Origin of the sequence: Streptomyces sp. NPDC091272 (genome assembly GCF_044757485.1) — a bacterium.
Lineage (GTDB): Bacteria > Actinomycetota > Actinomycetes > Streptomycetales > Streptomycetaceae > Streptomyces.
The window spans coordinates 87,776-103,584 of record NZ_JBIVVC010000011.1; the positions used below are offsets into that span (position 1 = coordinate 87,776).

The following is a 15,809-nucleotide window of genomic DNA, read 5'->3' on the forward strand; positions in this document are numbered from 1 at the left end:
GCCGGGCCGAAGAAGCGCTGGCGCTACAGATGGGCGAGGGGTACGCATGACTGACACCGGCCAGGTCCCGGGCGAGGGACTGCCGGAGAACGCAGGCATGGTGGAGCAGCCGGGCGTCCCCGCCCCAGGCGCGTACACCTTCCTCGACCCCTCCGATTCTTCAGAGACCGTCGCAGAGTCCGGCCAGGAGGACGACGACCTCCTGCTGATGCCCGCGTCGCAGGGCGCCTGGAGCGACCCCCAGGTGATTCCGGCGCAGCATTCCGTCGCCGCGGGTAGCCACTACGCGGAGCCGGCTCCGCAGTTCGCGGAGGCGGCGGCGCAGCAGACAGCCGTCCCGCAGCAGACAGCCGTCCCGCAGCAGACAGCCGTCCCGCAGCAGACGGCAGCCGTCCCGCAACAGGCGGCGGACGCCCCGCAGCAGGCCGAGGTGACGGCGCCCCCGGCCGGGGCCGTCCCGCAGCCCGTGGAGGCAGGCGCGCACGAGGCGGGCGGCCGGGACTCCGGTTCGGTTGACTTCTCGGGCGTACGGATGCCCCCGCCGCCGGTCTCGGCCGGCCCGGTGGCCCCGCCGGCCCGTCGCCCCCTGCACATGGGACCGCCCGTGCCGGACACCACCGGCGGTGTCGTACGGTCGCTGGCCGACCGTGGCCCCGCGGCGGTGCAGAGCCAGGTGCCCGGCCAGGGGACGGTGCCGGGTGCGCTGCCCGGTGCTGTGCCCGGTCGCGCCCCGGGCCAGTTCCAGGCTCCGGCACCGGCGCCGATGCGCAACGCGGGACCGCCGACCACCGGCCCCGAGTATCTCGACATCCCGCGCGACGAGGCCGCCCTGCTGCCGGGACCGCAGCTGGGTGAGATCCCTTCGCAGGCCCCGACGCCGTGGACGGCGCAACCGCAGTCACACCCGCAGCCGGCTCCGGTGCAGGTCGCGCCCGTGTCCGTTCCGGCGCAGGGGCAGCCGCAGGAGGAGGCCTTCGAGGCCTACGCGCCGGCCGAGGACGCAACGCACGTGCAGGTCCAGGATTCGGTGCCCGTTGCGGCCCCGGTGGCTGAGACGCTTCCGCCGCAGGAGCAGCCGCACCTGGATCAGGCACACCAGGAGCCGCAGAGTCTCCCTGCAGAAACGGTCGTTCCGGAACAGGCCGTTCCGGAAGGTGTCGAGGCGGTAGCGGAAGCGGCGACCCCCGCCGCGCCGGCCGCTCCCGCGGCTGCGGAGGAAGTGGCGACTGAGCTGGGCGCGGTCTCGACTCCGGCTGCGGCCGTTCCGGACGTAGCGCCCGCAGACCCCGCGACCGCCGCTCCTGCCCCTGTGGAGCCTGAGGCGGCGACCACGGAGCCGGTGGCGCCCGAGGCAGTGACTGCCGAGGCTGTGACTCCCGAGGCTGTGGCCGCCGAGGCCGTGACTCCCGAGGCTGTGGCCCCCGAGGCCGTGACTCCCGAGGCTGTGGCCCCCGAGACTTTGGCCCCCGAGGCCGTGGCTCCCGAGCCGGTGGCCCCTCAGTCGGTGGCCTCGGTCCAGGCGGTACCCGACGCGGGTGTTCCGGCCGCTGCCGATGCCGAACCCCTCGCGGTGGGGCCCGTGGGGCAGTTCGTACAGGTGGCGGGTTCGGTCCCGGACGGTTCGCAACTGGCCCCGGTCCCCCCGGTGCAGCCCGTGCCGGAACACGTCGCGGTCACCGACCAGGTTTCCGTGACCGCCGCTCCGGTGGAGGAGGCCGGGGATGAGCCGGGAGCCGAGTCCATGGCCGCCGTCCCTGACGCATCCGAGGGCCCTGCCGCCGTGCTGCCCGAGCAGCCCGCGACGGTTCCCGGGCCGCGCGACGGCGGCCCGGCCGCGCAGCCGCACCCGCTGCCGGGTGAGCCCGCCGCCGACGCGGACTCGGCAGAGGTCATCGAGACGGCGGAAGTCACCGACGTGCACACCGCACCTGCCCAGGCGGCACCCGCCCTCGTGGAATCGGCCCAGCCTGAACCGGTACAGCCCGGACCGGCACAGCCCGAAGCCGTGCAGTCCGAAGCCGTGCAGGTCGAACCGACTCAGCCCGAAGCAGTACAGCCCGGACCGGTGGACCTCGAACCGGCTCAGCAGGAAGCAGTGCGGCCCGAACCGGCACAGGCCGGGCCCGCGGGCGTCGGGCCCGTGCCGGAGGAGTCCGTACAGCCCGCACAGGAGGTGTCTGTGCAGGCGGTGCCGCCCGTGGCGGCGGTCGACGCCAAGACGGAAGCCGTAGCCGAGGCCAAGGCCGCGACTGAAGCCGCAGCCGAGACCAAGGCCGCGACTGAAGCCGTGCCCACAGTCGATCCCACGCCCCACGTTGAGGCCGAGGCCACGCTCGACGCTGAGCCCGAACCCACGCCCCACGTTGAGGCAGAGGCCGAACCGGAGCAGCCCGCCCTCGTGGCTCCCGGGGTTCCAGCCGCCTCCGGTTACGACGACGCCGAGCGCGAGGCGGTGCTGCGCGTGATGCGCGAGCGCCGGGACATCCGCAACGGCTTCCGCAGCGACCCCGTCCCGCACGAGGTTCTGCTGCGTGTGCTCGAAGCGGCGCACACCGCGCCCAGCGTCGGCCACTCCCAGCCCTGGGACTTCGTCGTCATCCGCTCGGCCGAGACCCGCCGGACGATGCACGAGCTCGCCGCCCGCCAGCGCGACGCGTACGCCAAGTCGCTGCCGAAGGCGCGTGCCAAGCAGTTCAAGGAACTGAAGATCGAGGCCATCCTCGACACCCCGGTCAACATCGTCGTCACGGCCGACCCGACGCGCGGCGGCCGGCACACCCTCGGCCGGCACACCCAGCCGCAGATGGCCCCGTACTCCTCCGCGCTCGCCGTCGAGAACCTCTGGCTCGCGGCCCGCGCCGAGGGCCTGGGCGTCGGCTGGGTCAGCTTCTTCGACGAGCGTGAGATGGTCCGGGCGCTGGGTCTGCCCGAGCACCTCGAAGTCGTCGCGTACCTCTGTGTGGGTTACGTCGACGAGTTCCCCGAGGAGCCCGAACTGCTCCAGGCGGGCTGGTCGAAGCGCCGCCCGCTCTCCTGGGTCGTCCACGAGGAGACGTACGGCCGCCGCGCCCTCCCCGGCGAGGAGCCGCACGACCTCCTCCAGGAAACGATCACCAACATCCGCCCGCTGGACGCCAAGGCACTCGGCGAGGCGTGGGAGCGCCAGAAGCGGATGACCAAGCCGGCCGGCGCGCTCGGCATGCTGGAGATCATCTCCGCGCAGCTCAGTGGCCTGTCCAGGGCCTGCCCGCCGCCCATTCCTGAGCCCGCGGCCGTCGCGATCTTCGCGGGGGACCACGGGGTGCACGCGCAGGGCGTCACCGCCTGGCCCCAGGAGGTCACCTCCCAGATGGTGGCCAACTTCCTCGGCGGGGGAGCGGTCTGCAACGCGTTCGCCAACCAGGTCGGTGCCGAGGTCTGCGTGGTCGACGTGGGCGTGGCGGGCGAACTCCCGGCCACCCCCGGCCTGCTGCCCCGTAAGGTCCGCGCCGGTACCGCCGACTTCACGACCGGGCCCGCACTCTCCCGCGAGGAGGTCCTCGCGGCGATCGAGGTGGGCATCGAGACGGCCCGCGACCTGGTCGCCGCCGGCAACAAGGCCCTACTCACCGGCGAGATGGGCATCGCCAACACCACCGTCTCCGCCGCCCTGATCTGTGTCTACACGGGACAGGACCCGGCCGAGGTCACCGGTCGCGGCACCGGCATCAACGACGAGATGCACGCCCGCAAGGTCGATGTCGTCCGCCGGGCCCTGGACCTCCACCAGCCGGACCCCGCCGACCCCATCGGTGTCCTCTCGGCGGTCGGCGGCCTGGAGCACGCGGCTCTGGTCGGGTTCCTCCTCGGCGGGGCATCCCTGCGCACCCCGGTCATCCTGGACGGGGTGAGCGCGGGCGCCGCCGCCCTGGTCGCCCGCGCCGTGGCCCCCGAGGCCCTCGCGGCCTGCATCGCGGGCCACCGCAGCGCGGAGCCCGGCCATGTGGCGGCCCTGAACAAGCTGGGGCTGCGCCCGCTGGTCGACCTGGACCTCCGGCTCGGCGAGGGCACCGGCGCGCTGCTCGCCCTCCCGGTGGTGCAGAGCGCCGCGCGGGCGATGCACGAGGTCGCGACCTTCGACTCGGCAGGTGTGACGGAGAAGTAGGAAGCAGGAGGACCGGTCCGTACCCGCCGCAGGGTGGCGGGGTCGGTCTTCCGGGTCATGAGTCCTTGCGGCGCGCCGCGTGCGCCGCGTCCGTGGCTGCGTGCAGGTCCTGCCGGCGGCCGGGGCCTGCCAGCCCGAGGTGGTACAGGTGCAGCTCGGTGGCGCCGGCCTCGGCCAGTCGCCGCACGTGGTCCGACATGTCGGGGACCGGGTCCGCGGCCACCGCGCTGACGTAGCTGCCGATGTCCACGGTGGACGGAAGGTGCCTGCGGGCCTCGGCGACGGCGTCCGCACCGCCCCGGCCGGGCGCCCAGTTCTGGAGCACCACGGCGTCGACCTCCCCGGCCGCCGCCGGGGTCAGGCCGGGAAGTGCCCCGGTCACCCACGGATCGAGGGCGCCGTGCAGGGCGACCCTGGTACCGGGTGCGATCGCGGCGAGCACACCGCGCCGGAGCCGGTCGGTGGCCCGCTGCCGGGTTTCGAGGACGAGGCTCCGCAACGCGGCGGGCAACTCGTCCTCGGTGGTGCGCAGATCGCCGCCGTCCATCAGACGGCGGACCTCGTGGCGCAAGGCCGCCCGGACGTCTTCGGGGACCGCACCGGACCCGGCCCAGCCGTCGGCACAGGCCGCGCAGCAGCACACCGAGAGCAGCCGTGCCACCGCGGGGGACCAGACGCCGTCGGTCTTCTCGTGCTGGTGCTGGTGCACCGCGCCGAGCTGGCCGCACGCTTCGAGCAGCACCGAGGCGAGGTCGAGCCCCGCCACGCACTGCGCGGTCAGGGCCGCCGCGTAGTCCCGTACCTCCGGGTGCGACGGGCACAGCGCCCACGGGTAGCTCTCGCCGAAGCAGTTGCGTACGGCGTACTGCGGGAACCGCGTGCCCAGGCGGGAGTCGTGGGTGAGCACGATCCACGCGGCGGCGGGGACCCCGGCCGCGTTCAGCGCGCGGACGGCGTCCCCCGCGCTGTCGGGGCGGCCGGCCCAGTCCGGCGCGGCCGGACGCAACGGGGCGTCGCGCCAGACCTCCTCGCGCACCGGGCGGTAGAGCGCCGCGTGCCGGGCGATGACCGAAGTGCCCGAGGCGGACCAGGGGGTGGCGGCGCGGGTGCTGTGGTAGGAGACGGCGACGGCGACTTCGTCGACCCCGAGTTCGCGTGCCCGGTCCACGAAGCCGGGTGTGTCGAGGATGTCCCACGGATAGGCATAACCGACTACGCGCACGGGTTCACCACCGCGCCGTGTCGGGCCGGAAGGAGGGGACGAACGTGCGCATGTAGGTCACGTCGTCCCGCGTGGTCCGTCCGCACCGCACATAGTCCTCGTGCGCCCTGGCCAGAGCGTCCCGGTCCAACTCGACGCCCAGACCCGGCCCGTCGGGCACGGCCACCGCCCCGCCGCGGAACTCCAGCGCGCCCGGCACGACGACGTCGACGCCGCGCCACGGCCAGTGCGTGTCACAGGCGTACGTCAGCTGCGGGGTCGCCGCCGCGACGTGCACCATCGCGGCGAGGCTGATGCCCAGATGCGAGTTGGAGTGCATCGAGAGCCCGACACCGAAGGCCTCGCAGGTCTTCGACAACGCCTGGGTGTCGCGCAGGCCGCCCCAGAAGTGGTGGTCCGACAGCACGACGCCGACGGCCCTGGCCCGGAACGCGGGCTCGATGTCCTCGAACCGCACCACGCACATGTTGGTGGCCAACGGCATGCTCGCCTGCTCGGCGACCTTCGCCATGCCTTCGACACCCGGTGTCGGGTCCTCCAGGTACTCAAGGACGCCCGCCAGCTCCCGTGCGACCCGCAGCGAGGTGTCCACCGTCCAGGCCGCGTTCGGGTCGATGCGCAGCGGGTGGCCGGGGAAGGCCTCGGCCAGCGCCCGTATCCCGTCCATCTCGTGGTCGGGCTCCAGTGCGCCGCCCTTGAGCTTGATCGACTTGAAGCCGTACCGGGAGATCATCTGCTGCGCCTCGCCGACCAGGGCCTGTGGGGTCAGTACCTCGCCCCAGCCGTCGGGTTCGCCGTCCGGGTGCGCTCCGTACTTGTAGAAGAGGTACGCGGAGAAGTCGACCTCGCTGCGCGCGCGTCCGCCGAGCAGGTCGACCACCGGGCGGCCCAGGTAGTGCCCCTGGGCGTCCAGGCAGGCGACCTCGAACAGCGAGTACACGGCGGCGACGGTCTTGCTCACCGAGAAACCGCCGGTGAGGCCGTGCCGGTCGGCGAACACGGCCCCGCCCAGCACCCGGGACACGGTGCGGCGCAGCCCTGGCAGGTCGAAGACGTCCCGCCCGGCGAGCTCCGGCAGCACCTTGCGCACCTGTTCGAGGAAGGCCAGGTCGCCGTAGGACTCCCCGAGTCCGACCACGCCGTCCTCGCAGCGCAGTTCGAGCACACTGCGGAGCGCGAACGGCTCGTGCACGCCCATCGCGTTGAGCAGCGGGGGATCGCGGAAGGCGACCGGGGTCAGGACGACGTCGACCATCTTCATCGGCGAGCACCGTCCAGTGCCGACAGGAGCGCGTAACCGTCCTTGACGATCTCCTCCAGCCGCTCGGTCTGTTCCGCCGTGGGCTCGACGAGCGGCGGCCGGACGCGGCCCACCCGGTCGCCCCGCAGCCGCGCGGCGGTCTTCACCAGCGAGACCGCGAAACCGGGGGTCTCGTCCCGCAGCGCCACCAGCGGCAGGTAGAAGCCGGTCAGCAGCGCCTCGACGACCTCGTCGTCCCCGGCCGCGAGCGCACCGTGGAAGCGGATCGCGATCTCCGGCGCGAAGCAGTGGACCGCCGAGGAGTACCGGCCCACCCCGATCGCCCGGTACGCGCGGGCCGAGACCTCGGCGGTCGGCAGGCCGTTGAAGAACAGGAAGTCCCCCGCCCGCGGCGCCTCCGAGCCGCGGACCGAGGAGACGATCCGGGTCATCAGCTCGACGTCACCGACGCCGTCCTTGAGTCCGACCACGGACGGGATGCCGAGCAGCGACACCGCCGAACCCGGGGTGAACGCGCCGTTGGAGCGGTGGTAGACGACGACCGGGACGCCGGTGTCGTGCACCGCGTACCGCACATGGTCGACGAGGCCGGACGGCGGCCCGGAGACGAGGTACGGCGGCAGGAGGAGCACGCCGTCGGCGCCCCCTTCCTGCGCCGCCGCGACCCCGGCCCGCGCCGTCGCCGCGCCGCCTCCGGCGCCCACCCAGACCGGCACCCGGCCGGCGACCACCTCGCGCGCCCTGCGCAGGAGCGCGCTCAGCTCGTCGGCCGCCAGGGCGCTGAACTCGCCCGTGCCGCAAGCGACGAACAGGGCTCCGGCGCCGGCCGCCACATGCCCCTCGACGGTCTCGGCGAACGCGTCGAGGTCCAGTGCGAGGTCGTGGGTGAACGGGGTGAGGGGAAACGCGAGCAGGCCGTCGAGCTCGGTGCGGGGCAGTGCCATCAACTTGTCGCTCTTTCGTTGTCGGAGGGTCATGAGCGGGGAGGGGACGGTGGTTCTGCTCACGTGCGTACCGTTGCCGAGGCGGGTGGATGGCCGCCGACCTCGATGTCGTCGTCCTCGCGGCCGACCAGCTCGATCATCTCGTCGGTCGACGCCCGGCGTTCGGGGGCGAGCAGGCCGAGCCCGCCGAAGAGAGCCAGCGAGACCAGCACCGGTGTGGCGACGGTGACCGTGGGGTTGGCGGAGAACACGTAGTAGCAGAGCGCGTAGGCGATCAGCCCGCCCGCCCAGGAGACAAGTGCGGCGCGCGGCCCGCAGTGCCGGAACGCCGGAATCATGCCCAGCAGCAGCGGCACCGAGATCGGGCCCATCAGCGCCGCGACCCACGACACCACGATCTGGAGCACCCCGCCGAGGTTCTGTGCCTGGGTGGCGACGATCATCGTCATGACGACGAAGAGGATGGTGGAGGTCCGGGCCACCCGCAGGCCTTCCGCCTCGGTGAAGCTCCGCGCCCGGCGCCAGAGCACCGGCAGCATGTCCCGGGTGATGACCGACGAGATCGCGTTGGCGTCCGAGGAGACCATCGCCATCGTGTGCGAGAAGATCCCGGCCAGCACCAGACCGATCAGGCCGGGCGGCAGGAAGGTCATCGTCATCACGGCGTACGAGGTGTTCGGGTCGTCGAGACCAGGGACGAGCAACGGGGCCGCGAACATCGGGAACATCAGGACCGGCGGCCACAGCAGATAGAGGGCGGACGACAGCCGCGCACCACGGCGGGCCTCACGGGTGTTCGGCGCGGCCATGTAGCGCTGGGCCAGGTTCCACATGCCACCGTTGTACTCAAGTGTCTTCACCAGTACGTAGACCAGCAGGAAAATGGTCGTGTACTGGGAGGTGGCGGGGTCGAGGTGTCCTTCGGGCAGCTTCGCCCACATGGTCCAGAGTCCGGACACGCCCCCGAGCTTGTCCAGGATGACCCAGATCATCACGAGGGCGGCGACGGCCTGGATGACGAACTGGCCGAAGTCGGTGAGGGCGTCGGCCCAGAGACCGCCGGCGGTGCAGTAGATGAGGGTGACCGAGCCGGTGAGGACGATGCCCCAGACGTAGGGGACCCCGGCGAAGGCGTGCAGCAGGGTCGCCACCGCGTACCACTTGGCCGCTATGTCGAAGATCTTCAACAGGCTGCCGCTCCATGCGAGGGCCTGCTGGGTCGGCACGTTGTACCGCTTGGCCAGGTATTCGAGCGGAGAGGCGACGCCGACCTTGGAGCGCAGTCTGTTCCACCGGGCGGCGAAGAGCCAGCTGCCGATACCGACGCCGATGCCGATGCTGGCGAAACCCCAGAAGTAGACGGTGATGCCGCTCGTGTACGCCACACCGGCGTACACGACGAAGAGGACCGCGCTGTAGCCGGACATGTGGTGGGAGATCCCGGCCAGCCACCACGGCATCCTGCCGCCCGCGGTGAAGAAGTCACTGACGTTGGAGACCCTCTTGTGGGACCACCACCCGATCACCACCATCAGTACGAAGTAACCGCACACCATCGTCCAGTCCAGGAAATGCACCGCTGACCCCTCTCGCTGTTCACGTCTGTGAACGGAGTCTGTTATAGTGACGGGGGTTCATGCATGGGAATGCTGTCCCGGGACGTTAATGTGACGTGTCGAACGTGTCAACGGTCTGGCGGAGGAGCGCGCGATGCCGCAGAAGGCGGGGACTCCGGCGGGTGAGAACGCCGCCGAGCCCGCGGGGGGCAAAGCCGAGCCCGCGGGGGTCAAATCGGCACGCCGTGCCATCGATCTGCTGGAGACCTTCGCGTCCAACGGCGCCTGGCTGTCGCTGGCCGAGCTCCAGTCACAGACCGGTTTCCCCCGGTCGAGCCTGCACGGACTGCTCCGCACGCTGCTCGACGCGGGCTGGCTGGAGGTGGATCCCAACACCGGCCGTTACCGCCTCGGCGTACGGGCCCTGATCTGCGGCACGGCGTACCTCGACCGCGACCCCGTGGTGCCCTACGCGACGGAAGCACTGGAACGCGTCCGCGAGGAGACCGGGTTCACCGCCCACTACGTCCGCCGCAACGGCGCGGAGGTCGTGTACCTGGAGACCCGTGAGTCGACCAGGTCCACCCACCTGGTCTCACGCGTCGGCCGGACGCTTCCGGCGCACGCCACCGCCCTCGGCAAGGTGCTGCTCGCCGAGCTGACGCCCGAGGAGATCGACGCCGTGCTGCGCGATCCGCTGACCGCGCTGACCCCGCACACCCTCACCTCGGTCGAGGCCCTGCACGCCGAGTGCGCCCTGACCCGGGAGCGCGGCTACGGCGCCGAGATCGAGGAGGGCACCCCCGGCGTGCGGTGCGTCGCCGCGGTGATCCCGTACCGGATCCCCGCCACCGACGCGATGAGCTGTTCCATGCCTGTCGGCCAGGTCACCGACGACGACGCCAGGCGCGTCGGCGAGCTGCTCGCCGAGACGACGGCGGAGCTCGGACAGCGCCTTCGCCGCGCGGGCATCCGCTGACGTCCCCCCGCTCTCCGCTGCTGCGCACGTCCCCTGTTGGTGCGTAGAGGAAAGTCCCCGCTGCGGCGCACGTCCCCTGTTGGTACGTAGAGAAAAGAGAACAGCGATGGCAGACCAGCGCATTCTGATCACCGGTTCGGCGGGCACGGTCGGCAGCCTGATGCGCCCGCGGCTGCGTCGGGACGGCCGGATCCTGCGCCTGCTGGACCTCTGCGACCAGCCGGCCGCGGCAGCGGGCGAGGCCGTCGAGCTGATCCGTGCGTCGGTCACCGACCCGGCCGCGACGGCCGAGGCGTGCGCCGGGGTCGACGCGGTGATCCACCTCGGCGGACACAGCCGCGAGACGTCGTGGGAGGAGACCCTCGACGTCAACATCAACGGCACCAGGACCGTCCTCGAAGCGGCCCGCGCCGCCGGCGTCCCGCGGGTGGTCCTTGCCTCCAGCAACCACGCCGTCGGCTTCCGGCGTAACGACGAAGCGGGCGAGGGGGGCCTGCCGGCCGACTCCAGCGCCCGCCCGGACACCTTCTACGGCGTCAGCAAGGCGGCCATCGAAGCGCTCGGAAGCCTCTACCACTCGCGTTTCGGCATGGACGTCATCGCCGTCCGCATCGGCTCCTGCTTCCCGAGCCCGGTCGTCCTGGGCCCGCGCGGCCTGGCCACCTGGCTCTCGCCCGACGACGGCGCGCGCCTCTTCGAAGCGTGCCTGGCCGCGCCGTCGCCCGGCTACCGAGTGATCTGGGGCGTCTCCGACAACACCCGCCGCATCTACTCCCTCGCGGAGGCGCAGGCGCTGGGCTACGAGTCCCGGGACAACGCCGAGACCTACGCCGACCAGATCACGGCACCCGCACCGACCGGCCCCGCCGCGGACCACGTCGGCGGCCCCTTCGTCACCGCCCCCCTGGGCCAACCCAACCCCCTCTGACCCCCAACACATCTGGACACAGGGCCCTTCAGCCTCCTTGGGCACCGGGGCCGCCCCCCGGGGGGCGGAACGGGTGGGCAAGGGGGCGGCCCCACGCGGAGCGCCCCCTTGCACGAGCCCGCCCCCCACATTTCCGTGCCCCGGAAACGGCCCCCCGCCCCGCCCCAGCCCCCGCCCCACGCCGCCCCTCCACACCCCGCACCGTAAAGTGGCCCCAGGGCTGAACACCCCGTCACCCCGTCCCACCAGCGCCGCTTCACCGCCGCAGCGGCCCGCCCGGCCTCCGGGCACCCCTCCCCGGGCGGGAGGGGCCCGCCCCCGCCCCTCCCGAGGAGCCGCACCCATGACCGCGCACGCCGCAGGCGACCCGCAGACCGCCGAAACCCCTGCCTACCCCGTCGGCCTCCGCCTCTCCGGCCGCCGGACCGTCGTCATCGGCGGAGGCCAGGTCGCCCAGCGTCGGCTGCCCGCCCTCATAGCGGCCGGAGCGGACATCACCCTGATCTCGCCCTCCGCGACCCCCTCGGTCGAGGCCATGGCGGAGGCGTGCGAGATCGTCTGGGAGCGGCGCCGCTACCAGGACGGCGACCTCGCCGACACCTGGTACGCGCTCGTCGCCTCCAGCGACGCCACCGCCAACACCGCCGCCTCCGCCGAGGCCGAACGCACCCGTACCTGGTGCGTGCGCTCCGACGACGCCGAGGCCGCCACCGCCTGGACCCCTGCCACCGGCCGCTCCGACGGCGTCACCGTCGCGATCCTCACCGGCCACGACCCGCGCCGCTCGGCCGCCGTACGCGACGCCGTCGTCGAGGGCCTGCGCGACGGCAGCCTGGCCGCCCCGCACCGCCGCCCGCGCGCCGACGGCGAAGCCCCCCGGGTCCACCTCGTCGGCGGCGGCCCCGGCGACCCCGACCTCATCACCGTCCGGGGCAGGCGCCTGCTCGCCGAGGCCGACGTGGTCATCGCCGACCGCCTCGGCCCCCGCGACCTCCTCGACGAACTGCCGCCGCACGTCGAGGTGATCGACGCGGCGAAGATCCCGTACGGCCGCTTCATGGCCCAGGAGGCCATCAACCAGGCCCTCGTCGACCACGCGAAGCAGGGCAGGACCGTCGTACGCCTCAAGGGAGGCGACCCGTTCGTGTTCGGCCGCGGCATGGAGGAGGCCCAGGCGCTCGCCGCCGAGGGCATCGCCTGCACCGTCGTCCCCGGCATCTCCAGCACCATCAGCGTCCCGGGCGCGGCGGGCATCCCGGTCACCCACCGGGGAGTCGCGCACGAGTTCACCGTGGTCAGCGGCCACGTCGCCCCCGACGACCCGCGCTCCCTCGTCGACTGGGCCGCCCTGGCCCGGCTGCGCGGCACCCTGGTCCTGCTGATGGCGGTCGAGCGGATCGGCGCCATCGCGGAGGCACTCGTCGCCCACGGCCGCGCGCCAGAAACCCCCGTGGCGATCATCCAGGAGGGCACGATGGCCACCCAGCGCCGGGTCGACGCCACCCTCGCCGACGTCGGCGCCACGGCCAAGGCCGAGAACGTACGCCCGCCCGCGGTCATCGTCGTCGGCGACGTCGTCTCGATCGGCGTCCCCACAGTCTGAGGTTGCCGGGGCGCCCGTCGTCCCGGACAACCCGCTCCGCAGCTCCCGGGCTCCGCAGCTCCCGGGCTCCGCAGCTCCCCGGCTCCACAACCCCCGTTCCACAACCCCCTGCTCCATCGCCCCCCGTTGGCACCGCTCCCACGACAAGGCAGTATCACCCTGTGGCCGATCTCCTCACCATCGACGACCCCGACGACCCGCGCCTGAGCGACTACACGGGCCTGACCGACGTCGAGCTCCGCCGCCGTCGCGAACCCGCCGAAGGCCTGTTCATCGCCGAGGGCGAGAAGGTCATCCGCAGGGCCAGGCTGGCAGGGTACGAAATGCGGTCGATGCTGCTCTCCGCCAAGTGGATCGACGTGATGCGCGACGTCATCGACGAGGTCCCGGCCCCCGTGTACGCGGTGAGCCCCGAACTCGCCGAGCGCGTCACCGGCTACCACGTGCACCGCGGCGCACTGGCCTCCATGCAGCGCAAGCCGCTCCCGACGGCCACCGAACTCCTCACCACGGCACGCCGGGTGGTGGTGATGGAGTCGGTGAACGACCACACCAACATCGGCGCCATCTTCCGCAGTGCCGCCGCCCTCGGCATGGACGCCGTCCTGCTCTCCCCGGACTGCGCGGACCCCCTCTACCGACGCTCCGTCAAGGTCTCGATGGGTGCGGTCTTCTCCGTACCGTACGCACGCCTGGACAGCTGGCCGGGGGACCTGGAAGCGGTACGCGAGGCCGGCTTCACCCTCCTCGCGCTCACTCCCGCCGACAAGGCGCGCTCCCTCGACGAGGTGGCCCCGCACCTGATGGACCGGGTGGCGCTGATGTTGGGCGCGGAGGGCGAAGGCCTCTCCACCCGCGCACTGCGCGCGGCCGACGAGTGGGTGCGCATCCCCATGGCGCACGGCGTCGACTCGCTCAACGTCGGTGCGGCGGCCGCGGTCTCGTTCTACGCGGTGACGACGGGCCGCCCACAGGCCTGACCGCACCCGTGAACCCGCCCCGGAACCCCTCTCCGCCGCGCGGACGGGCTCCGGACCCGCCTCACCGGCCACCGACCCGACCCCGTGGCGTTTCCCGTTCCCGTTCCCGTTCCCTCGACCGTCACTGACGTCACGGACGTTACTGGGGCACTGCCGTCACTGCCCCGTCACTGCCGTCCTGGCGGTCGCCTCCGTCACTGGTGCCGCCGCGGTGACCTCGGCCGGGCGTTCGGGGCCGAGCCCGCGGGACGGCCCTTGGCAGCCCTGCGCCGCGGCGATTCCGAGGGCGACCAGCAGCGTGACCACCACGAACACCACCAGCCGCTGTCGCAGCAGCCGCGGGTTTGCGGGCCGCAGCCGGCCGCCCGAGGTCGGCCTGGCGCCGGGCCTGGTGCCCTTGCGGGCGGCTCCGGAGCGGGTGGTGTTGCGCCCGCCGGGCGCCGCTCCGCCGCGCGAGGGGGCAGGCCCGCCGGTACGGGACGACGGTCCGCGCGGTGGCTGCGCGGCGGCCCCCCGCGCCTCCGACGGTGACGCACCGTCGGGCCGGTGCTGCTCGCCGGAACGCCGGGGCTGGGTGGAGCGCTGGGTCCGCTGGTCGGCGTACGAGTCGACGGCCGGAGCACGCTGGGCCGGCGGCCGCTTGTCGGGTCCGCCGCCCTGCGCCTCGCGCGCGGCGATCTCCTTGAGCCGCATCGACAGCTGTAGCGTGCTGGGGCGTTCCTCCTGCTCCTTGGAGAGACAGGCCCGTACCAGGGGGGCCAGCGCGTCCGGCACCCCGCCGAGCAGCGGCTCCTCGTGCACGACCCGGTAGAGCATGACCTCGGAACTGCCCTGGCCGAAGGGCGAGTCGGCGGTCGCCGCGTACGCCAGTGTCGCGCCGAGCGCGAAGACGTCGGTCGCCGGGGTGACGGTGGCGCCGCGTACCTGCTCGGGGGCCAGGAAGCCGGGCGAGCCGACCGCGGTCCCCACGTGCGTCAGCGTGCTGGCGCCCGTTGCCCAGGCGATGCCGAAGTCGATGATGCGCGGGCCCTTGGGGGAGAGCAGGATGTTCGACGGCTTGAGGTCGCGGTGCACCACCCCCGCCTCGTGTACCGCCACCAGACCCTCCGCAAGCGCCGCCCCGATGGCCGCGACCTCGGCGGCGATCAGTGAGCCCTCGTCGGCCACCCGGTCGTGCAGCGAGGGTCCGGGTACGTACTGCGTCGCGAACCACGGTCGGTCGGCGTCGAGGTCGGCGGCCACCAGCCGTGCCGTGCACCCGCCCCTGATCCGCCGCGCCGCGGACACCTCGCGGGCGAAGCGCGACCTGAACTCCTGGTCCTCAGCCAGGTCCGGCCGGATCACCTTCAGCGCGACCCGCTGGCCCCGCCGGTCCGAGCCCAGGTAGACCACACCCATGCCGCCCGCACCGAGCCGCCGGTGAATCCTGAACGAGCCGACGACACGCGGGTCCTCGCGCCGGAGCCGCATCATCGCCATGTCCGTCCCCTACCTCCGGTGGGGCCTCCCCCACCCCACTGCTGACCGGTCCGTTCGACGTGGCACAGCTTACGTACCCGTGGCGCGGTGTGCTCATAGGCCACACCCGCCCGGAACCATCGATTGTCAGTGCCGGGTGCGAAACTTGAGGAGTGGTCAGGGAACGTACGTTCCCATCGCCCTGGCCTCTGCTCCATCCCAACGGGCAACAGCAGAAGGGGGATTGGATCGATGAAGGGTGATCGCGTCGAGATAGTGGTGGACGCCGGGGACACCACCAGGACCTACGAAATGGTGGCCAGCAGGGCCGGTCGCAGGGTCGAAACGGCGGTGCGCAGGGGGGTGGTGGAAGTGAGTGAAGTCACCCGCAGCGGCAGCGTCGTGCGCACCGCCCGCTTCATGGCCACGCGTGTGCTCGCCCTGGTCGAGCAACCGGTTCCCAGGGAGGACGCCTCCGAGCGCCCCACCGCCGCCGGGTGAACCCCGGAGGCACCCACCGCGGCCGGGTGGACCCCGGAGGCGCCCGCCGCGGCCGGGTGACCTCGGGGGTACCCACCGCGGCCGGGTGGACCCCGGAGGCGCCCGCCGCGGCCGGGTGACCTCGGGGGTACCTACCTCGGCCAGGTAGTCCCGGGGGCACCCACCCCGGCCGGGTGACCCGGGAACGCGCTCCGCCGGTCGGCCCCGGGGGAGCGCCCCCGGCGTCGGGTGGC

The 15,809-nt window shown here is 73.0% G+C and carries 11 protein-coding genes; 6 read left to right on the forward strand and 5 right to left on the reverse strand.

All coding sequences use genetic code 11. From position 1 onward, the window contains the following. The first annotated feature begins 46 nt into the window (after nucleotides 1-46). Nucleotides 47-4,144: a nicotinate-nucleotide--dimethylbenzimidazole phosphoribosyltransferase gene (cobT, locus tag ACIQM4_RS26750; RefSeq protein ID WP_401596460.1), complete on the forward strand. Its 4,098-nt coding sequence runs from the start codon at nucleotides 47-49 to the stop codon at nucleotides 4,142-4,144. A gap of 55 nt (nucleotides 4,145-4,199) precedes the next feature. On the opposite strand, the gene ACIQM4_RS26755 is transcribed toward cobT, so the two are convergent. The 4 genes from ACIQM4_RS26755 to ACIQM4_RS26770 are packed head-to-tail and all read right to left on the reverse strand — an operon-like array spanning nucleotide 4,200 to nucleotide 9,148. After that, nucleotides 4,200-5,366 (reverse strand): hypothetical protein, encoded by a 1,167-nt coding sequence (locus ACIQM4_RS26755; protein ID WP_401596462.1) that lies wholly within the window; start codon nucleotides 5,364-5,366, stop codon nucleotides 4,200-4,202. Nucleotides 5,367-5,370: 4 nt separating this feature from the next. Beyond that, nucleotides 5,371-6,627, reverse strand: coding sequence for a glucarate dehydratase family protein (locus ACIQM4_RS26760; protein WP_401596465.1), 1,257 nt, complete (start codon nucleotides 6,625-6,627; stop codon nucleotides 5,371-5,373). Then, nucleotides 6,624-7,634, reverse strand: a complete 1,011-nt coding sequence (locus tag ACIQM4_RS26765) for a 5-dehydro-4-deoxyglucarate dehydratase (RefSeq protein WP_401596467.1) — start codon at nucleotides 7,632-7,634, stop codon at nucleotides 6,624-6,626. Before ACIQM4_RS26765 ends, ACIQM4_RS26760 begins: the two co-directional genes overlap by 4 nt. Continuing rightward, nucleotides 7,631-9,148 (reverse strand): sodium:solute symporter family protein, encoded by a 1,518-nt coding sequence (locus ACIQM4_RS26770; protein ID WP_401596470.1) that lies wholly within the window; start codon nucleotides 9,146-9,148, stop codon nucleotides 7,631-7,633. Before ACIQM4_RS26770 ends, ACIQM4_RS26765 begins: the two co-directional genes overlap by 4 nt. Before the next feature lie 133 nt (nucleotides 9,149-9,281). On the opposite strand from ACIQM4_RS26770, the gene ACIQM4_RS26775 reads away from it, so the two are divergent. The 4 genes from ACIQM4_RS26775 to ACIQM4_RS26790 all read left to right on the forward strand — a co-directional run bounded on the left by ACIQM4_RS26775 (nucleotide 9,282) and on the right by ACIQM4_RS26790 (nucleotide 13,617). Beyond that, entirely contained in the window at nucleotides 9,282-10,106 is an 825-nt protein-coding gene (locus ACIQM4_RS26775; RefSeq protein ID WP_401596472.1) for an IclR family transcriptional regulator, read from the forward strand. A 106-nt stretch (nucleotides 10,107-10,212) separates the two neighbouring features. Beyond that, the gene (locus ACIQM4_RS26780) at nucleotides 10,213-11,034 is read left to right on the forward strand and encodes an NAD-dependent epimerase/dehydratase family protein (RefSeq protein WP_401596475.1); all 822 of its coding nucleotides are present in this window, start codon (nucleotides 10,213-10,215) and stop codon (nucleotides 11,032-11,034) included. 343 nt (nucleotides 11,035-11,377) lie between these two features. Then, nucleotides 11,378-12,637: a uroporphyrinogen-III C-methyltransferase gene (gene cobA / locus ACIQM4_RS26785; protein WP_401596478.1), complete on the forward strand. Its 1,260-nt coding sequence runs from the start codon at nucleotides 11,378-11,380 to the stop codon at nucleotides 12,635-12,637. 161 nt (nucleotides 12,638-12,798) lie between these two features. Beyond that, nucleotides 12,799-13,617, forward strand: a complete 819-nt coding sequence (locus ACIQM4_RS26790; RefSeq protein WP_401596481.1) for a TrmH family RNA methyltransferase — start codon at nucleotides 12,799-12,801, stop codon at nucleotides 13,615-13,617. A 156-nt stretch (nucleotides 13,618-13,773) separates the two neighbouring features. On the opposite strand, the gene ACIQM4_RS26795 is transcribed toward ACIQM4_RS26790, so the two are convergent. After that, nucleotides 13,774-15,096 (reverse strand): protein kinase, encoded by a 1,323-nt coding sequence (locus ACIQM4_RS26795; protein WP_401596483.1) that lies wholly within the window; start codon nucleotides 15,094-15,096, stop codon nucleotides 13,774-13,776. A 231-nt stretch (nucleotides 15,097-15,327) separates the two neighbouring features. Here ACIQM4_RS26795 and ACIQM4_RS26800 point away from each other — a divergent pair, with 231 nt between their 5' ends. After that, the gene (locus ACIQM4_RS26800; protein ID WP_401596485.1) at nucleotides 15,328-15,576 is read left to right on the forward strand and encodes a hypothetical protein; all 249 of its coding nucleotides are present in this window, start codon (nucleotides 15,328-15,330) and stop codon (nucleotides 15,574-15,576) included. The last annotated feature ends 233 nt before the right edge of the window (nucleotides 15,577-15,809 follow it).